This window comes from Burkholderia sp. JP2-270 (assembly GCF_003233675.1).
Taxonomy (GTDB): domain Bacteria; phylum Pseudomonadota; class Gammaproteobacteria; order Burkholderiales; family Burkholderiaceae; genus Burkholderia; species Burkholderia pyrrocinia_C.
This window is the reverse complement of the sequence record NZ_CP029824.1, coordinates 3,212,205-3,230,954: the sequence shown is the minus strand read 5'-3', so window position 1 is coordinate 3,230,954 and position 18,750 is coordinate 3,212,205. Positions and strand designations below refer to the sequence as shown.

Below are 18,750 nucleotides of genomic sequence, written 5' to 3'. Positions count from 1 at the left end.
GGCAGGGAGCCGATCTTGACCGAGTGTTTTGCCGATCGCGCCGATGCGGGCCGCCAACTGGCCGACGCGCTGAGCGATTACGCGGGGCGTAGCGATGTCGTCGTGCTCGCGTTGCCGCGCGGCGGCGTGCCCGTCGCGTATCCGGTCGCCTGCGCGCTGCGCGCGCCGCTCGACGTGCTGGTCGTGCGCAAGCTCGGCGTGCCGTGCGAGCCCGAGCTCGCGATGGGCGCGATCGCAACGGGGGGCGCGATGCATCTGCAGCGTTCCGTGATCCGCTCGATGGGCGTGACCGACGCGCAGCTCGCCGACGTGATCGTGCGCGAGACGGCCGAGCTGCATCGCCGCGAAGCGCTGTATCGCGGCGCTGCGCCGCCGCTGCCGGTCGACGGGCGGATCGTGATCGTCGTCGACGACGGCGTCGCGACCGGCGCGTCGATGCGTGCCGCGCTGCAGGCGCTGCGCGAGCGCCACCCGGCGCGGATCGTGGCGGCCGCGCCGGTCGCGCCGGCGGGCGCGCAGCATGCGTTCGACGGTCTGGCCGACGCGTTCGTCTCGGTATCGCAGCCGCGCCCGTTCTTCGGGATCAGTCAGTTCTACGCGCGCTTCGGGCAAACGAGCGACGACGAGGTGCGTACGCTGCTCGACGCGGCACGCACGCAGCGCGGCATCACGTCCGCCTGATCCGGCGCGAGCGCGGGCGAGGGCGGCCGGCCTCGGCCAGTGCGAACACGCGCTGCAGCATCGGATGGACATTGCCGCGCCAGCGCGCGCCGGTAAACAGCCCGTAGTGATCGCAATCGTCGATATCGACGCGATAGCGCTCGTCGGCCGCGAGGCCGCTGCACATGTCGAGTGCCGCATGCGTCTGGCCGGCGCCCGTGACTGCGTCGCATTGGCCTTCGACGGTCAGCAGCGCGACGCCGCGCAGCGCGCCCGGCTCGACGCGCCGGCCGCCAACATCCCACGTGCCGTTCGCGAGGCACATGCGCTGGAACACGATGTCGACCGTGTCGAGGAAATATTCGGCCGGCATGTCGAGCAGCGCCGTGTATTCGAGCAGCGCGCGCCGCGCGCCGGCGAGTGCGGCCATGTCGAAGCGCGACGCGGCCAGCGCATACGCCTCGACCAGCGACATGAAACGCTGCGGGTACATCAGCGCGATCTCGCCCTGCTGGAGATAGGTCGGGAACACATGGCGGCCGTGCCCCGCGAAGCCGGGCGGCACGATGTCGATCAGGTGGCGGCGGCACCAGCCGAGCGAGCGGGTGGCCGCCGCGGTGCCGAGCGCGCTCGGATTCAGGCGTGCGTCGAGCGGGCCGCCGATCAGCGTGATGCTCGCGGGCGGTGCGAGGCCGCGCGCGGCGCGCAGCGCGAGCGCGCCGAGCGCCGGCACGGTCGCCTGGCACACGGCGACGACGTGCAGCGGCCGATCGTCGAGCGCGAGCCCGTCGACGAAGCCGTCGAGCGTCGCGACATACTCGTCGAGCCCGAAGCGGCCCGACGCGAGCGGCACGTCGCGCGCATTGCGCCAGTCGGTCACGCAGACGTCGCCGTCGGCGAGCAGCGTCTCGACGGTTTCCCGCATCATCACGGCCGCGTGCCCGGCGAGCGGCGCGCACAGCAGCACCGTGCGCCGCGCATCGGCGCGCGTGAAGCGCCGCAGGTCGCAGAACGGCGTGTGCGCGGCGATCCGTTCGCCGATGGCGGATCGCCCGAGGTCGAAACGCGGCGGCCCGGCCGGCTGCCCGAGCAGCGGCTCGAACAGGTCGTCATAACACGACGACGCGGCCAGTGGCAGCGTCGCCGCGGGCCACCCGTCGAACGCGTGCCGCGTCGCCGCGCGCCAGGCGCGCATCCATTCCCGCTGCTGCTCGACGAGGGCATACCACATGGCGGACCTTGGGGCGGATGGGACGTGAATCTGCATTATGGTCACTGTGGCCGGGCAGCGGGGCGTTGATACGTATCAAGCGGACCGCCGTACGAGCACGCTAGGCGACGTCTCGCGACGCTGCTACAGTCGTCGGTCCCATTCCCCTCAAGCGGAGCGTTTGCGATGAAGCTGATCGGCATGCTGGATTCCCCGTTCGTGCGCCGTGTCGCCATTTCGGCGAAGCTGCTCGACCTGCCGTTCGAACACGAATCGATCTCGGTGTTTCGTCATTTCGAGCAGTTCAGGGCGGTCAACCCGGTCGTCAAGGCGCCGACGCTCGTGACCGACGACGGCGCGACGCTGATCGATTCGTCGCTGATCGTCGACTATCTCGATCACCTGGTCGTGCCGGAGCGGCGCCTGCTGCCCGACGCCGCCGACGCGCGGCTGCGCGCGCTCGTGCCGGTCGGTTTCGCGCTGGCGGCGGCCGAGAAGACCGTGCAGGTCGTCTACGAGCAGGCGCTGCGCCCGTCCGACAAGCAGCACGCGCCGTGGCTCGAGCGCGTGCTGAGCCAGCTCGAGGGCGCGTACGGCGAGCTGGAGCCGCTCGTCGCGGCCGCGAACGGCTGGTTCGGCGGCGCGCGCCTGCTGCAGTCCGACGTGACGGTCGCGGTGGCATGGCGCTTCACGCAGTTCATGACGGCCGATTACCCGGCGCTCGAGCGAATCGATCCGGCCCGCTATCCGGCACTCGCCGCGCATTCGGCGCGTGCGGAAGCGCTGCCGGCGTTCGTCGAAACGCCGCTCGTGTAGGCCTGGCGGCCCTTGGCGGCGAGGCGCGAGGCCGCCCCCGCGCCGTTGCCTGCCGGCCGCTCGGCCGTGCCCGGCAAGCCGCTGCCGATTGTTCTCGGTGGCCGACAAGTGACTTCGCATTCGCGCCGTTTATCCGGAAGCGGCCGGTCCCTAGAATCCACTCCATCGAATCACGCACTGCCAGATGGAGCCGATGATGAAAGCCCTGATCGAATCAAGCCTGTACCACCCGTCCGTCGTGTTGCCGCTTGCCGCGCTGACGCAGTTGATGGTCGAGCGCGATTTCAATCTCGGCCAGGTCGGGCTGATCGTCGCGGCACGCGGCGCGCAGGCGGCGGTGTCTCGCTCGCGCGCGCTGATCTTCTGCCGTCACGGCGAAGCGCACGCATGAGGGTGCTCGCAGCCAAAGGATGAAAAAAAGCCCGGCCGGCGCAAGCCGGTCGGGCGGATCGGATTCGATAGGGCCCCGGCTTCGGCCGGGGCTTTTTCATGGGCGACGCTCAGGCGCGTGCGGGCGACACGACGCCGTACATCTCCGAGTCGTCGTCCTCGCGCATCTGACGCGCGAGCTGGTGCGCCTCGCGGCGCGTCGCGACGGCCGGCGGCGAGCCCTTGAGCGGCTGGCGCGCGGTTTCCGCGAGCGCGATTACCGACACGATGCCGATCACGGCGGCGCCCATCATGTAGTACGCGGGCATCATCAGGTTGTGCGTCACGTCGACGAGCCATGCGGTCATCAGCGGCGTCGTGCCGCCGAACAGCGATACCGACACGTTGAAGCCGATCGCGAGCGCGCCGTAGCGGATCTCGGTCGGGAACAGCGCCGGCAGCGCCGACGGCATCACGCCGGTGAAGCAGGACAGCAGCACGCCGAGGACCAGCAGGCCGCCGAACACCGACGCCGTGGTGCCCGTGTGGATCAGCATCATCGACGGGATCGACAGCACGAGCAGCCCCACACAGCCGGCGAGCATCACCGGCTTGCGGCCGATCCTGTCGGACAGGCGGCCGGCGAAGAGCGTCATCGGCATCATCAGCACCATCACGAGCAGCACCAGCACGAGGCTGTGCGATTCGTCGAAGTGCAGCGTCGACGACATGAAGCTCGGCAGGTACGACAGCACCATGTAGTCGGTCACGTTGAAGATCAGCACGAGGCCGACGCACAGCAGCAGCGCGCGCCAGTTGTGCATCAGCGTTTCGCGGAAGCGCGCCTTCGGCACGGCCTTGTCCTGCGCTTCGCGCTCCTCGGCCTGGCGCTTGAACGCAGGCGTTTCCTCGAGCTTCATCCGGATATAGAGGCCGATCAGGCCGAGCGGGCCGGCGATCAGGAACGGCACGCGCCAGCCCCACGACAGCAGCGCTTCCTGCGACAGCGACGCGGTCAGCAGCGCGACGACGCCCGCACCCATCACATAGCCGATCAGCGTGCCGAACTCGAGGAAGCTGCCCATGAAGCCGCGGCGCTTGTCGGTCGAGAATTCGGCGATGAAGGTGGCCGCGCCGCCGTATTCGCCGCCGGTCGAGAAGCCCTGCACGAGGCGGGCGACGAGCAGCAGCACGGGCGCCATGATGCCGATCGATGCGTAGCTCGGGATCAGGCCGATCGCGAAGGTGCCGACGGCCATCATGATCATCGTCGCGGCGAGCACGCGCTGGCGGCCGATGCGGTCGCCGAGCGGGCCGAACACCATGCCGCCGAGCGGGCGCACGAGGAACGCGGCCGCGAACGTGCCGAAGGTCGCGAGCAGCTGCGCGGACGGGCTGCTGGACGGGAAGAACACCTTGCCGAGCGTGACGGCGATATAGCTGTACACGCCGAAGTCGAACCATTCCATCGCATTGCCGATGGCCATCGCGCTGACGGCGCGCTTGAGCAGGCTCTGGTCGACGACGGTTATGTCGTCCGCGGCGAGCGGAGCGTCGCCGGACGAAGTGGAGGAAGAAGCAGCGGTCGGGCTGACGTGTGTTGCGGTCAAGGTCATGCACTCCTTTGACTGCGCCGGAACGGGCGGGCCGTCCGACACGGTTTGCCTGCAAGCGCGGTGTCGTGTGCGGCGCGTCGGGGCAGGCCATTAAGCACTTACTGCGCAACGGGCAGCAAAGGGCCGTAAGGGACTGCTTCGACGCGGGCCCGATGGGCCGTCGCGACAGTGCGCTCATGAAGAATGGGCCGCGTGATGCTGGCGGCAGATGCCGGTGCGGACGGAGGTCCGGCGTTCCGGCAAGCGCCCCGAAAGGGGCAACGAAACGAGAAAAGCGGGCCTGTCGGGCGGGCTTTCCTGTGGGTGCAATTTCAGTCGAAGCGCCGGCCCGCAATGCGCGCACGGACTTCTCTCGAAATCGAATAGACAGAGATTGAATGTTGAAACAGGCGACATGATAGCACGATGACGGATGATCGTGCAAATTGCCGGGAAGCGCCCGTCTGGCGGGGCGTCCGGGGCAGCCTGCTCGGGTATGATCGGCGGCGCGCGGCGGGGCCGTGCAGTTCCCCGGCGACGGGTCGAATTCACGAGGAACCGGATGACCGAACTGATGAGGATCGCGGCGTTGTTCGCCGCCACCGCGCTGGCCGAAATCGTCGGCTGTTACCTGCCGTGGCTCGTGCTGAAGGGCAGCCGGCCGGTCTGGCTGCTGGTGCCGGCCGCGCTGTCGCTCGCGCTGTTCGCGTGGCTGCTGACGCTGCACCCGAGCGCCGCGGGGCGCACGTATGCCGCGTACGGCGGCGTATATATCGCGGTTGCGCTGGTCTGGTTGAGGGTGGTTGACGGTATCGCGCTGACCCGCTGGGATGTAGCCGGCGCGGTGCTCGCGCTCGGCGGGATGGCGGTCATCGCGCTGCAGCCGCGCGCGTAAGCGCGGCCGCAGTGCGTGCCGCGTGCGTCAGGCCGCTTCGGCGGCACCCGCGTCGGCGGACTTGCGCCACACGCATGCGCCCTTGACCGACTTGTCGAGCTCGTCGAGCTGCGCCTGGTGCGCGGCGAGTTCGTCGTCGGTCGCGGCCACCACGACCAGGTCGAGCGCGGCGAGCGACACGCGCTGGCCGTTCGCGGCGCCGCCGTCGGCGCCCGCGTCGTCGAGCATGTCGATCACGAGGCTGTCCTGGCCGCGCGTCATCGCGAGATACACCTCGGCGAGCAGCTCCGAGTCGAGCAGGGCGCCGTGCAGCGTCCGGTGCGCGTTGCTGATGCCGAAGCGGTCGCACAGCGCGTCGAGCGAGTTGCGCTTGCCGGGGAACATCTGCTTGGCCTGCACGAGCGTGTCGATCACGCCGCCGCAATGTTCGGTGAACGGCGGCAGGTCGAGCCGCGCGAATTCGGCATCGAGGAAGCCCAGGTCGAACGGTGCGTTGTGGATGATCAGCTCGGCGTCCTTCACGAAGTCGAGGATCTGGCTGGCGACTTCCGCGAACTTCGGCTTGTCGCTGAGGAATTCGGTCGTGAGGCCGTGCACGGCCAGTGCGCCCGGATCGCTGTCGCGCTCGGGGTTCACGTAGAAGTGCAGGTTGTTGCCGGTGAGCCGCCGGTTCAGCAGCTCGACGCAGCCGATTTCGATGAGGCGGTCGCCCGTGCGGGCGTTCAGGCCGGTGGTTTCGGTATCGAGAATGATCTGGCGCATGTCGGGGAAAACGAAGGAAACAGGGGAGTGGCCGGCGTTCAGGCCGTGAGCGATTCGACGCCGCGATTCGCGAGTGCGTCCGCGCGCTCGTTTTCGGGATGGCCCGCGTGACCCTTGACCCAGCGCCACTCGACCTCGTGCTGCGCGACGAGCGCGTCGAGCCGCTTCCACAGGTCGGCGTTCTTCACCGGTGTCTTTGCCGCGGTGACCCAGCCTTTCTTCTTCCAGCCGTGGATCCACTCGCTGATGCCTTTCTGCACGTATTGCGAATCGGTGTGCACGATCACCTGGCACGGCCGCTTCAGCGCCTCGAGCGCGGCGATCACGCCCATCAGCTCCATGCGGTTGTTGGTCGTGTTGGGCTCGCCGCCGAACAGTTCCTTTTCGCGGTCGCCGTAGCGCATCAGTGCGCCCCAGCCGCCCGGGCCGGGGTTGCCCTTGCAGGCGCCGTCGGTATAGATGTCGATCGTATCGGTTGTCATGAATGTTCTTGATGGGTGGTCGGGGAGGCCGCGGGCGTCAGGCCTGGCGCGAGCACGGGTTTTTTCATCTTGATCTGGCCGACGAGGCGCATGCCGCGCACGCGCTTGACGGCCGTCACCATGTAGACGGCGCCGAAGATCGGCCACCAGCGGTCGCCCGCGGCCTCCATGAAGCCGTAGCGGGCCAGCCACTTGTCGGTGACGAGCGGCGGCCGGTAGCAGCCGAAGCGGCCGCGTTCGAGGTCGAAGCCGAGCAGCTTGATCCAGTCCTTGAGCCGGATGAACGCGATCTGGTCGCGCGTGGCCGGCACGAACGGGCGGTTCGCCATGCGCCCGAACGATTGCCGCATGCCCCACAGGCTGAGCGAATTGAAGCCGGTGATCACGAGCTGGCCTTCCGGCATCAGCACGCGCTCGGCCTCGCGCAGCAGGCGGTGCGGGTCGGATGTGAATTCGAGCGTGTGCGGCATCACGATCAGGTCGACGCTCTGCGACTCGAACGGCAGGTCGAGCAGGTCGCACCACGTCGTGCTGCGATCGGCGGGCGCGTGCTCCGGCGCGTGCTCCGGCGCGTGCGCTTCGCGCGCCCACGGATACTGGTAAGGCGCGCTCGCGCCGCTCGCCGGATCGAGCACGAGGCCGCGATACGGCATGCGGTTCTCGCGCAGCGCGTCGAGCTGCGGCAGGCCGAGCTGCAGCGCGTGGAACCCGAATACGTCGGACACGATCCGGTCGAGCTGCGCCTGCTCCCAGTCCAGCACGTAGCGGCCGGGAGGCGAGTCGGTCCAGGCGGGCCAGTCTATAATTTGACGATCAGGCATAACGATGATTGCGCGCCCATGAACGAGCTGGAATACGTGCCGGTGCCGGCATTCGAAGACAACTATATCTGGCTCGTCTCGGACGGCCGCGATGCGATCGCCGTCGATCCGGGTGAAGCCGCGCCCGTGCGCCGGGTTCTTGCCGAACGAGGCTGGCGGTTGACCGCTATTTTACTCACGCACCATCACGCCGACCATGTCGGCGGTGTCGAGGCGCTGCGAGTCAGCCAACCGGACAATGCGCCGCTCACCGTTTACGGCCCTGCGGCCGAGGCGATCGGCGTGGTCACGCGGCCGCTTTCGGGCGGCGATCGCGTGACGCTCGACGCGCCGGCCGTCGCGTTCGACGTGCTCGACGTGCCCGGTCATACGCGCGGCCACATTGCCTACTTCCAGGCGGCCGGGCAGGGCGCGGCGGTGCCGCACGTGTTCTGCGGCGACACGCTGTTCTCGTGCGGCTGCGGCCGCCTGTTCGAGGGTACGCCCGCGCAGATGCTCGCGTCGCTCGACGCGCTCGCGGCACTGCCGGACGACACGCGCGTGCATTGCGCACACGAATATACGCTGTCGAACATCCGCTTCGCGCTCGCGTGCGAGCCCGGCAATACGGCGCTCGCCGCGTGGCGCGACGACGCGCAGGCGCTGCGCGCGCGCGGCGTGCCGACGCTGCCGACGACGATCGCGCACGAGCGCGCGGTAAACCCGTTCATGCGCGCGGACAGCGCCGCCATCCATGCGACGCTCGAGGCCGAGCTTCACGAAACGGTGCCGGATCGTCTGGCGGCGTTCACGCTGATGCGCGAGTGGAAAAACCGGTTCAGATGATGATTTTCGGAGGACTCCAAAGCTCAAGCGGTGTCTGTAAAAATTGCTCCAAATGTAGGATTTCGCTGAGTTTTCGGTGTTTTTATTGACGTGAAGCACGCACTTCCGTAGTATCGCCAGCAATTTCCAGCCGTCGGAAGCCGAGATTTTCATGCGACTTATATTGAGTGCGATGGTGGTCCTGCTACTCGCCGCTTGTGCGAGCCAGGCTCCTGTCGCCAACAACGCCGCCGATCCGCAGGCGACGTCCAACTACCTCCGTAAATCAGCCACCGCCAAAGAAACTGTCGACGTCGACAAGCAATCCGTCGGCGACCTGACCAGTGCGGATTCCGATTTGTGGGGGCGCATCCGTCGCGGCTTCCAGATGCCCGACCTGCAGAGCGACCTCGTCGACATGCAGACGACCTGGTACACGCAGCGTCCGGATTACGTGCAGCGCATGACCGAGCGCTCGCAGAAGTACCTGTATCACATCGTCGAGGAACTCGAGGCGCGTCACATGCCGACCGAGCTCGCGCTGCTGCCGTTCATCGAATCGGCGTTCAACCCGCAGGCGCTGTCGGTCGCGAAGGCGGCCGGCATGTGGCAGTTCATGCCCGGCACGGGCCGCACGTACAACCTGAAGCGCAACATGTGGCAGGACGAACGGCGCGACGTGCTCGCGTCGACGAGCGCCGCGCTCGACTACCTGTCGCGCCTGCATGACATGTTCGGCGACTGGTATCTGGCGCTGGCCGCGTACAACTGGGGCGAGGGCAACGTGCAGCGCGCGATCGCGCGCAACCAGGCGGCCGGCCTGCCGACCGACTACCAGAGCCTGCGGATGCCGAACGAGACGCGCAACTACGTGCCTAAGCTGCAGGCGGTGAAGAACATCATCGCGAGCCCGAAGCAGTACGGCCTGACGCTGCCGGACATCCCGAACCACCCGTATTTCGTGACGGTCACGACGTCGCGCGACATCGACGTCGCGGTCGCCGCGAAGCTCGCGAACCTGTCGCTCGACGAATTCCGCTCGCTGAACCCGTCGTTCTCGAAGCCGGTGATCCTCGGCGCGACCGAACCGCAGATCCTGCTGCCGTTCGACAACGCGTCCGCGTTCGAGAAGAACCTGAAGGCATACAACGGCCAGCTTTCGACGTGGACCACCTATACGGTCAGCGAACGTGCGCGGCCGGCCGCGATCGCCGAGAAGATCGGCGTGGACGCCGATACGCTGATGTCGGTCAACAAGATTCCGGCCGGCATGCGCCTGAAGCCGGGCTCGACGATCGTCGTGCCGCGCGGCGATGACGACGACGAGGACATCAGCGCCGACGTCGCCGAAAACGGTGCGCTCGCGATGGAGCCCGACGTACCCGACACGCGCAAGATGCTGATCCGCGTGCGCCGCAAGCAGTCGATGGCGGCGATCGCCGGCCGCTACGGCGTGTCGGTCGGCCAGTTGAAGGCGTGGAACCGCACGCACCGCGATCTCGCGATGCCGGGCCAGGCGCTGGTGCTGCACGTGCCGGTCGGCCGTTCGATGCCGGCGGAACCCGGTCCGGAGCGGATCGCGACGTCGGTCGGTGGTGCGCGCATCGAGCGCGCGAGCCTGGCGGTGGGCGGCAAGTCGCACGGCGCGAAGCGCGGCGCGGCAAAGCCGGCGGCCAAATCGGCCAAGGCGGCGAAAGCTGCACCCGCGAAGGCCGCGCCGGCCAAGGGCAAGAAGAAGTAACGCGGCTGCGAAGCGCGGCGGGCGGCCGGCCCGGGTCGCGCGATTGCGCTATCATCCGACGAATTGCAACGAAACGCCGTCACCGAGGTGACGGCGTTTTTGTTTGTGCGCGGTGCGGGGCGCCGCGTCGACAGTCTTCAAATAACGAGGGGAGCGATGTCATCGGTGCAGGTGAGGGTGCTCGCGCTGTTTTCGATCGGGTATTTCGTGTCGTATGTGTTTCGTGGCGTCAATCTGGGCTTCGCGCCGTTCGTCACGCATGAGCTCGGGTTGTCGGCCGCCGATCTCGGCCTGCTCACCAGTCTCTATTTCCTCGGTTTCGCGGGCGCGCAGATCCCGGCCGGCGTGATGCTCGACCACTTTGGCCCGCGCCGCGTGACGGCCGGCATGCTGCTGTTCGCGGCGGCCGGCGCCGCCGTGTTCGGTGCCGCGCACGGCCTCGGCACGATGATGGTCGGCCGGCTGCTGATCGGCGTCGGCGTGTCGGTATGTCTCGGCGCGGCGTTCAAGGCGCTCGCGCAGCATTTTCCGGTCGGTCGGCTGCCGCTCGTCAACGGCCTCGTGATGGCGGTTGGCGGCCTCGGCGGCGTCGTGGTCGGTTCACCGCTGACCTGGCTGCTCGGCTGGACGAACTGGCGCGCGATCTGTTTCGGCCTCGCGGTGCTGACGGTGATCGTCGCGGCCTCGATCGGCTTCGGCGCGCCCGAAGCGAGGCAGGTGCGCCACCAGGGCGGGCTCGTCAGCCAGTTCAAGGGCACGTGGCACATCCTGAGCAGCCGCGCGTTCTGGAAGATCTCGTCGTTCTCGGTCGTCACGCAGGGCGTGTTCTACGCGATGCAGTCGCTGTGGGTCGGGCCGTACCTGCGCGACGTCGCGGGGTTCGATGCGCCGCATGCCGCGCGCCTCGTGTCGGTGCTCGGCTTCGCGATGATGGCCGGCTGCGTCGGCTTCGGCGCCGCGGCGCGCGTGCTCGAGCGGCGCGGCGTGTCCGTCTACGCATTCTGCGGGGGCGGCATGGCGCTGTTCGTCGCGACGCAGGTCGCGATCGTCGCGCGCATGCCGTTGCCGCCGTCCGTGCTGTGGGCTGCATACGGGATGTTCGGCGGCGTCGGCATCCTGACCTACGCGGTGATGGCCGGGCACTTTCCCGCCCACCTGATCGGCCGCGCGAACACGACGCTCACGCTGGTGATCTTCGTGCTGATCTTTGCGTTCCAGATCGGTGTCGGCGCGGTGCTGTCGCATTGGCCCGCGCTCGACGGCCGTTATCCGGCCGCCGCGCACCTCACCGCATGGGGCGTGCTGCTTGCGCTGCAGCTCGCGAGCGCGGTCTGGTACGTGTGGCCCGCGCGCGGCGCTGGCCAAGCGCACTGATCCGGCGGTACGCTGGTGGGTGGGGCGGCTGCGGAAACGGGGCCGCAGCACGTCGAGCGTGCGCCGTGGCGCGTGTGCCGTACCGCGCTGCCGGTGGCGGCGCGCGCATGATCGGACGGCCATATCGATTGAAGATAGGGCCATTTTCGGGCTATAATTTGAAAGTTTGTGCTGATCAACCTCGCACCCTAGCGCCTACCTCATTTATCCCGTTCATCCGCCGCACGCCGCCTGCCGGGCGATGCCGCGAAGCCTCGTGCGCCACGCGCCGGGTTCGCGTCTCGACAACGCAGGCCGCGTCCAGCTAGCGACTACGCGCGCCCACGCAGCGCGGCGCTCGCGCGGCAGGGTAAACAGGTCGGCAGCAGGGTGTTCCCCAAGGAGCCTCCCGTGTTGCCGTCTTTTTCTCCCGCCTTGCTTGCACTCGCCGACGGCACGGTCTTTCGTGGTTATTCGATCGGGGCCGAAGGCCATACGATCGGCGAAGTCGTGTTCAATACCGCGATCACCGGCTATCAGGAAATCCTGACTGATCCGAGCTACGCGCGCCAGATCGTCACGCTCACCTACCCGCATATCGGCAACGTCGGCGTCAACGCCGAAGACGTCGAAGCCACGAAAGTCCATGCCGCCGGCCTGATCATCCGTGATCTGCCCACGCTCGCATCGAACTTCCGCATGGACCGCACGCTCGGCGATTACCTGCGCGACGAAGGCGTCGTCGCGATCGCCGGCATCGACACCCGCAAGCTGACCCGCATCCTGCGCGACAAGGGCGCGCAGAACGGCTGCATCCTGGCCGGCTCGGACGACGAAGCGAAGGCGATCGAGCTCGCGCGCTCGTTCCCGGGCCTCGCGGGCATGGATCTCGCGAAGGTCGTGTCGACCACCAAGCCGTTCGAGTGGAAGCAGACGGAATGGCGCCTCGGCAGCGGCTACGGCATGCAGGAAGCGCCGAAGTACCGCGTCGTCGCGTACGATTTCGGCGTCAAGTACAACATCCTGCGCATGCTCGCGGAACGCGGCTGCCACGTGACGGTGCTGCCCGCACAGGCGAGCGCGGCCGATGCGCTTGCGCTGAATCCGGACGGCATCTTCCTGTCGAACGGCCCCGGCGATCCGGAGCCGTGCGATTACGCGATCGCGGCCACGAAGGAATTCATCGAGCGCGGCGTGCCGACCTTCGGCATCTGCCTCGGCCACCAGATCATGGGCCTCGCGGTCGGCGCGAAGACGCTGAAGATGAAGACGGGCCACCACGGCGCGAACCATCCGGTGAAGGATCTCGGCAACGGTCGAGTCGTGATCACGTCGCAGAACCACGGCTTTGCGGTCGATGCGGATTCGCTGCCGTCCAACGCGCGCGTGACGCACGTGTCGCTGTTCGACGGCACGCTGCAGGGCTTCGAGCTGACCGACAAGCCGGCGTTCTGCTTCCAGGGCCACCCGGAAGCGTCGCCGGGCCCGCACGACATCGGCTATCTGTTCGACCGTTTCACCGCGCTGATGGACGCGGCGAAGCAGCGCAACGCCTAACGCAACCGACGCAACCGAAGGACGGGAGATTCGCATCATGTTCGGCCACGCACTCGGCATCACGGATATCTGGACCTACGTGTTCGGCGTGATCTTCATCATCCTGCTGCCGGGGCCGAACTCGATGTACGTGCTGTCGCTCGCGGCGCAGCGCGGCGTGAAGGCCGGCTATCGCGCGGCCTGCGGCGTATTCGTCGGCGACACGGTGCTGATGGTGCTGTCGGCCGCGGGCGTCGCGTCGCTGCTGAAGGCGAATCCGCTGCTGTTCTCCGTCGTCAAGTACGGCGGCGCCGCGTATCTGCTCTACATCGGCACCGGCATGCTGCGCAGCGCGTGGCAGAAGCTGCGCACGCCGGCTCATGCGCCGGCCGACGCGCCGCGCGCGGTCGACGGCGAGCAGCCGTTTCGCAAGGCGCTGATCGTGAGCCTGCTGAATCCGAAGGCGATCCTGTTCTTCATCTCGTTCTTCATCCAGTTCGTCGACCCGGCATTCCCGCATCCCGCGCTGTCGTTCGTCGTGCTCGGGGCGATCGCGCAATGCGCGAGCTTCCTGTACCTGAGCACGCTGATCTTCGCGGGTGCGCGGCTCGCCGAGCACTTCCGCCGCCGCCGCAAGCTTGCGGCAGGCGCGGCGAGCAGCGTGGGCGGCCTGTTCATCGGTTTCTCGGTGAAGCTTGCGCTCGCGACCATGAGCTGAGCGCTGCCGGCCGACCCACGACAACGATTACTTATTGAATTCACAAGCCATGCCAAAACGCACAGACATCAAAAGCATCCTCATCATCGGCGCCGGCCCGATCATCATCGGCCAGGCGTGCGAGTTCGACTATTCGGGCGCGCAGGCTTGCAAGGCGTTGCGTGAGGAGGGCTACAAGGTCGTTCTCGTCAACAGCAACCCGGCGACGATCATGACCGACCCGAACACGGCCGACGTGACCTACATCGAGCCGATCACGTGGGAAGTCGTCGCGCGCATCATCGAGAAGGAGCGCCCGGACGCGATCCTGCCGACGATGGGCGGCCAGACGGCGCTGAACTGCGCGCTCGACCTGCATCACCACGGCGTGCTCGAGAAGTTCGGCGTCGAGCTGATCGGCGCGTCGCCGGAAGCGATCGACAAGGCGGAAGACCGCCAGAAGTTCAAGGAAGCGATGACCAAGATCGGTCTCGGCTCCGCGAAGTCGGGCATCGCGCATTCGATGGAAGAGGCGACCAAGGTGCACGCCGAGATCATGGCGGGCACCGGCGGCAGCGGCTACCCGGTCGTGATCCGTCCGTCGTTCACGCTCGGCGGCTCGGGCGGTGGCATCGCGTACAACCGCGAAGAGTTCGAGGAAATCTGCAAGCGCGGTCTCGACCTGTCGCCCACGCGCGAGCTGCTGATCGAGGAATCGCTGCTCGGCTGGAAGGAATACGAGATGGAAGTCGTGCGCGACCGCGCCGACAACTGCATCATCGTCTGCTCGATCGAAAACCTCGACCCGATGGGCGTGCACACCGGCGACTCGATCACGGTCGCGCCGGCGCAGACGCTCACCGACAAGGAATACCAGATCCTGCGTAACGCATCGCTCGCGGTGCTGCGCGAGATCGGCGTCGACACGGGCGGCTCGAACGTGCAGTTCTCGATCAACCCGAAGGACGGCCGCATGGTCGTCATCGAAATGAACCCGCGCGTGTCGCGTTCGTCGGCGCTCGCATCGAAGGCGACCGGCTTCCCGATCGCGAAGGTCGCCGCCAAGCTGGCGGTCGGCTACACGCTCGACGAGCTGAAGAACGAAATCACCGGCGGCCAGACGCCGGCGTCGTTCGAGCCGACGATCGACTACGTCGTCACGAAGATCCCGCGCTTCGCGTTCGAGAAGTTCCGTGAAGCCGATTCGCGCCTGACGACGCAGATGAAGTCGGTCGGCGAAGTGATGGCGATCGGCCGCACGTTCCAGGAATCGTTCCAGAAGGCGCTGCGCGGCCTCGAAGTCGGCGTCGACGGTCTCGACGAGAAGTCGACCGATCGCGACGAGATCGCGATCGAGATCCACGAGCCGGGCCCGGACCGCATCTGGTATGTCGGCGATGCATTCCGCATCGGCATGACGGCGCAGGAAATCTTCGCGGAAACCGCGATCGACCCGTGGTTCCTCGAGCAGATCGAGCAGATCATCCTGAAGGAAAAGGCGCTCGCGGGCCGCACGCTCGCGTCGCTGACGTTCGACGAGCTGCGCTACCTGAAGCAGAGCGGTTTCTCCGACCGCCGCCTCGCGAAGCTGCTCGGCGCGACGCCGGAAGACGTCCGCAAGCGTCGCGTCGAACTGAACGTGCGCCCGGTCTACAAGCGCGTCGACACCTGCGCGGCCGAATTCGCGACGAAAACCGCGTACATGTACTCGACCTACGAGGAAGAGTGCGAGGCGCAGCCGACCACGAACAAGAAGATCATGGTGCTGGGCGGCGGCCCGAACCGGATCGGCCAGGGCATCGAGTTCGACTACTGCTGCGTGCACGCGGCGCTCGCGATGCGCGAGGACGGCTACGAAACGATCATGGTCAACTGCAACCCGGAAACGGTGTCGACCGACTATGACACGTCTGACCGCCTGTACTTCGAGCCGCTGACGCTCGAAGACGTGCTCGAGATCGTCGACAAGGAAAAGCCGGTCGGCGTGATCGTCCAGTACGGCGGCCAGACGCCGCTGAAGCTCGCGCTCGACCTCGAGGCGCACGGCGTGCCGATCGTCGGCACGTCGCCGGACATGATCGACGCGGCCGAAGACCGCGAACGCTTCCAGAAGCTGCTGCAGGACCTCGGCCTGCGCCAGCCGCCGAACCGCACCGCACGCGCCGAAGACGAAGCGCTCGCGCTCGCGGCCGAAATCGGCTATCCGCTGGTCGTGCGCCCGTCGTACGTGCTGGGCGGCCGCGCGATGGAAATCGTCCACGAGCCGCGCGACCTCGAGCGCTACATGCGCGAGGCCGTGAAGGTGTCGAACGATTCGCCGGTGCTGCTCGACCGCTTCCTGAACGACGCGATCGAGTGCGACGTCGACTGCATCTGCGACGGCGAAGCCGTGTTCATCGGCGGCGTGATGGAGCACATCGAGCAGGCGGGCGTCCACTCGGGCGACTCGGCATGCTCGCTGCCGCCGTACTCGCTGTCGAAGGAAACCGTGGCCGAGCTGAAGCGCCAGACGGGCGCGATGGCGAAGGCGCTGAACGTGGTCGGCCTGATGAACGTGCAGTTCGCGATCCAGCAGGTGCCGCAGGCGGACGGTTCGAAGCAGGACATCATCTACGTGCTCGAAGTGAACCCGCGCGCGTCGCGCACGGTGCCGTACGTGTCGAAGGCGACCAGCCTGCCGCTCGCGAAGATCGCGGCGCGCGCGATGGTCGGCCAGAAGCTCGCGCAGCAGGGCGTGACGAAGGAAGTCGAGCCGCCGTACTTCAGCGTGAAGGAAGCGGTGTTCCCGTTCGTGAAGTTCCCGACCGTCGATCCGGTCCTCGGGCCTGAAATGCGTTCGACCGGCGAAGTGATGGGCGTCGGCCAGACGTTCGGCGAAGCGCTGTTCAAGTCGCAGCTCGCGGCCGGTTCGCGCCTGCCGGAGTCGGGCACGGTGCTGCTGACCGTGATGGACGCCGACAAGCCGAAGGCCGTCGAAGTCGCGCGCATGCTGCACGACCTCGGCTACCCGATCGTCGCGACCAAGGGCACGGCTGCCGCGATCGAAGCGGCCGGCGTGCCGGTGAAGGTCGTGAACAAGGTGAAGGACGGCCGTCCGCACATCGTCGACATGATCAAGAACGGCGAGATCGCTCTCGTGTTCACGACGGTCGACGAGACGCGCCAGGCGATCGCCGATTCGCGTTCGATCCGCATGAGCGCGCAGGCGCACAAGGTCACGTACTACACGACGATGTCGGGCGCGCGCGCGGCCGTCGAAGGCCTGCGTTACCTGAAGGATCTGGAAGTCTATGATTTACAAGGTCTTCACGCTCGCCTAAACTAAGCAGTCAGTTACCTGTCGAAGCAATACGTGCCGCGGTTAAGCGGTGTTTCCGGTTCATCGGAAACGCGCTTAATCGCGGTGATTTTTTTTAAAGCCGTTTTTAGCGATTGAGCCGTTTATGAGCACCATTCCGTTGACAAAGCGTGGCGCAGAGCAACTGCGCGATGAATTGCAGCGCCTCAAATCCGTCGAGCGGCCGGCCGTGATCAACGCGATCGCGGAGGCCCGCGCGCAGGGCGATCTGTCCGAAAACGCCGAATACGATGCTGCGAAGGAAAAGCAGGGCTTCATCGAGGGTCGTATCGCGGAAATCGAATCGAAGCTGTCGGCCGCGCAGGTCATCGATCCCACCGTGCTCGATGCCGAAGGCCGCGTGGTCTTCGCGTCGACGGTCGAGCTCGAGGATCTCGAGTCGGGCGACACCGTCAAATACCAGATCGTCGGCGACGACGAAGCCGATATCGATCACGGCCTGATCTCGGTCAGCTCGCCGATCGCACGCGCACTGATCGGCAAGTCCGAAGGCGACGTCGCGGCCGTGCAGGCGCCGAGCGGCGTGCGCGAATACGAAATCATCTCGGTCAGCTACATCTGAAGCGGGGCGACGTGATGCCGCATCGCGTGTTCCGTCTGCTGTCGGCCGTGTGGGTCGGCAGCCTGCTGACGATCGGGTATGCGGTCGCGCCCGTGCTGTTCAAGACGCTGGAGCGGATGACGGCCGGCTCGGTCGCCGCCCAGCTGTTCCGTATCGAGGCGATCCTCGGTGTCGTGTGCGGCGTGCTGCTGCTCGCGTTGTCGAACCAGCAGGTGCGGCGCGGCAGCGGCGAATATCGCCGCGTGCGCTGGATCGTCGCCGCGATGGTCGTGTGCGTGCTGGTCGGGTATTTCGCGCTGCAGCCGTTCATGAACGCGCTGCGAGTGGCCGCGATGGACGCGGGCACCGATATCGCGAACTCGCCGTACGCGAGTCGCTTCGGGATGCTGCACGGCGTGTCGAGCGTGTTCTATCTCGTCGAGAGCGTGCTGGGGCTGATGCTGATCTGGCGTCTGCCGGCGTGCGACGCCTGAGCGCGGCGCGAGCAGCGCGGCACGGTGCGACCGTGCCGCGTACGCAATTTACTTGTCCTGGAACGGCCGCTTGGTGCTTGCCTGGCGCTTTTTCGCGCGCTTCACGTTGCCGCCCGCCGTCACGCGTTCGTTGCCGCGCACGACGACCTTCGTCGGCTTCGGACGACGCACGGGGCTCGCGTTCGGCGACACCTTGACGACCTTGACCGTGCGCGGTGCGCGGCCTTTCCTGTCGTCGGCGGCTTCGGCCGCGCTCGGCAGCGTGCCGGCGCGACGGCCGCGGGCCGGGGCCGCTGCAGGAGCCTCGGGCTTCCAGATCACCAGCAGCTTGCCGATGTGCTGGATCGGCGCTGCGCTCAGGCGGTCGCAGATCTCGTCGTAGATCGCGACGCGTTCGTCGCGCTCGTCGCCGAACACGCGGATCTTGATCAGCTGGTGCGCGGCGAGGTGCACCTTGATTTCCTTCAGCACGGCGTCGGTCAGCCCTTCGGCTCCGATCAGCACGACGGGCTTGAGCGCATGGGCCTGGGAGCGCAGCGCGGAGCGCTCGGCGGGAGAAAGCGAAAGGGCGGGCATGGAAATGTCGAAATCTAAATAAGGGCACGCGGCCTGAAAA

Annotated in this window: 18 protein-coding genes; 12 read left to right on the top strand and 6 right to left on the bottom strand. The window is 67.3% G+C overall.

Annotated features, from left to right (window positions below; translation table 11 throughout):
- The first annotated feature begins 15 nt into the window (after window positions 1–15).
- Window positions 16–681: a phosphoribosyltransferase family protein gene (locus DM992_RS15210; RefSeq protein ID WP_111017408.1), complete on the top strand. Its 666-nt coding sequence runs from the start codon at window positions 16–18 to the stop codon at window positions 679–681.
- On the opposite strand, the gene DM992_RS15205 is transcribed toward DM992_RS15210, so the two are convergent.
- Complete coding sequence (locus DM992_RS15205; RefSeq protein ID WP_111017407.1) at window positions 668–1,891, bottom strand: polyhydroxyalkanoate depolymerase; 1,224 nt, start codon at window positions 1,889–1,891, stop codon at window positions 668–670. The genes DM992_RS15210 and DM992_RS15205 overlap by 14 nt on opposite strands.
- A gap of 165 nt (window positions 1,892–2,056) precedes the next feature.
- Between DM992_RS15205 and DM992_RS15200 the strand changes: the two genes are divergently transcribed.
- Together DM992_RS15200 and DM992_RS15195 are read left to right on the top strand one after the other, a co-directional pair.
- Entirely contained in the window at window positions 2,057–2,686 is a 630-nt protein-coding gene (locus tag DM992_RS15200) for a glutathione S-transferase (RefSeq protein WP_111017406.1), read from the top strand.
- Window positions 2,687–2,879: 193 nt separating this feature from the next.
- Window positions 2,880–3,077 (top strand): hypothetical protein, encoded by a 198-nt coding sequence (locus DM992_RS15195; RefSeq protein ID WP_111017951.1) that lies wholly within the window; start codon window positions 2,880–2,882, stop codon window positions 3,075–3,077.
- A 109-nt stretch (window positions 3,078–3,186) separates the two neighbouring features.
- On the opposite strand, the gene proP is transcribed toward DM992_RS15195, so the two are convergent.
- On the bottom strand, window positions 3,187–4,671 hold the full coding sequence (gene proP / locus DM992_RS15190) for a glycine betaine/L-proline transporter ProP (protein WP_111017405.1): 1,485 nt from the start codon (window positions 4,669–4,671) through the stop codon (window positions 3,187–3,189).
- 541 nt (window positions 4,672–5,212) lie between these two features.
- Between proP and DM992_RS15180 the strand changes: the two genes are divergently transcribed.
- Complete coding sequence (locus tag DM992_RS15180; RefSeq protein ID WP_111017404.1) at window positions 5,213–5,545, top strand: YnfA family protein; 333 nt, start codon at window positions 5,213–5,215, stop codon at window positions 5,543–5,545.
- A gap of 27 nt (window positions 5,546–5,572) precedes the next feature.
- Here the strand turns inward: DM992_RS15180 and dnaQ are convergent, their stop codons facing one another.
- The 3 genes from dnaQ to DM992_RS15165 are packed head-to-tail and all read right to left on the bottom strand — an operon-like array spanning window position 5,573 to window position 7,610.
- Window positions 5,573–6,307: a DNA polymerase III subunit epsilon gene (dnaQ, locus tag DM992_RS15175; protein ID WP_111017403.1), complete on the bottom strand. Its 735-nt coding sequence runs from the start codon at window positions 6,305–6,307 to the stop codon at window positions 5,573–5,575.
- A gap of 38 nt (window positions 6,308–6,345) precedes the next feature.
- Window positions 6,346–6,789: a ribonuclease HI gene (gene rnhA, locus DM992_RS15170; protein WP_111017402.1), complete on the bottom strand. Its 444-nt coding sequence runs from the start codon at window positions 6,787–6,789 to the stop codon at window positions 6,346–6,348.
- Window positions 6,786–7,610 (bottom strand): class I SAM-dependent methyltransferase, encoded by an 825-nt coding sequence (locus DM992_RS15165; protein WP_111017401.1) that lies wholly within the window; start codon window positions 7,608–7,610, stop codon window positions 6,786–6,788. The genes rnhA and DM992_RS15165 overlap by 4 nt, the downstream gene beginning before the upstream one ends.
- Window positions 7,611–7,628: 18 nt before the next feature.
- On the opposite strand from DM992_RS15165, the gene gloB reads away from it, so the two are divergent.
- The 8 genes from gloB to DM992_RS15120 all read left to right on the top strand — a co-directional run bounded on the left by gloB (window position 7,629) and on the right by DM992_RS15120 (window position 18,134).
- Complete coding sequence (gene gloB / locus DM992_RS15160) at window positions 7,629–8,435, top strand: hydroxyacylglutathione hydrolase (RefSeq protein ID WP_111017400.1); 807 nt, start codon at window positions 7,629–7,631, stop codon at window positions 8,433–8,435.
- Between the two features lie 151 nt (window positions 8,436–8,586).
- Window positions 8,587–10,155, top strand: coding sequence for a transglycosylase SLT domain-containing protein (locus tag DM992_RS15155; protein WP_111017399.1), 1,569 nt, complete (start codon window positions 8,587–8,589; stop codon window positions 10,153–10,155).
- Between the two features lie 156 nt (window positions 10,156–10,311).
- Window positions 10,312–11,529, top strand: coding sequence for an MFS transporter (locus DM992_RS15150; RefSeq protein WP_111017398.1), 1,218 nt, complete (start codon window positions 10,312–10,314; stop codon window positions 11,527–11,529).
- Window positions 11,530–11,919: 390 nt separating this feature from the next.
- Window positions 11,920–13,065 carry a glutamine-hydrolyzing carbamoyl-phosphate synthase small subunit gene (carA, locus tag DM992_RS15140; protein ID WP_111017397.1) on the top strand — a complete coding sequence of 382 codons (1,146 nt, stop codon included), beginning with the start codon at window positions 11,920–11,922 and terminating at the stop codon, window positions 13,063–13,065.
- A gap of 37 nt (window positions 13,066–13,102) precedes the next feature.
- Window positions 13,103–13,762, top strand: coding sequence for a leucine efflux protein LeuE (gene leuE / locus DM992_RS15135; protein WP_111017396.1), 660 nt, complete (start codon window positions 13,103–13,105; stop codon window positions 13,760–13,762).
- Between the two features lie 49 nt (window positions 13,763–13,811).
- A complete protein-coding gene (carB, locus tag DM992_RS15130; RefSeq protein ID WP_111017395.1) occupies window positions 13,812–17,066 on the top strand; it encodes a carbamoyl-phosphate synthase large subunit in 3,255 nt (1,084 codons plus the stop codon).
- Window positions 17,067–17,184: 118 nt separating this feature from the next.
- The gene (gene greA / locus DM992_RS15125; protein ID WP_021163362.1) at window positions 17,185–17,661 is read left to right on the top strand and encodes a transcription elongation factor GreA; all 477 of its coding nucleotides are present in this window, start codon (window positions 17,185–17,187) and stop codon (window positions 17,659–17,661) included.
- 14 nt (window positions 17,662–17,675) lie between these two features.
- On the top strand, window positions 17,676–18,134 hold the full coding sequence (locus DM992_RS15120; RefSeq protein ID WP_111017394.1) for a DUF4149 domain-containing protein: 459 nt from the start codon (window positions 17,676–17,678) through the stop codon (window positions 18,132–18,134).
- Window positions 18,135–18,182: 48 nt separating this feature from the next.
- Here DM992_RS15120 and DM992_RS15115 read toward each other — a convergent pair whose 3' ends face one another.
- A complete protein-coding gene (locus tag DM992_RS15115; RefSeq protein ID WP_111017393.1) occupies window positions 18,183–18,710 on the bottom strand; it encodes a YhbY family RNA-binding protein in 528 nt (175 codons plus the stop codon).
- Window positions 18,711–18,750: the final 40 nt, after the last annotated feature.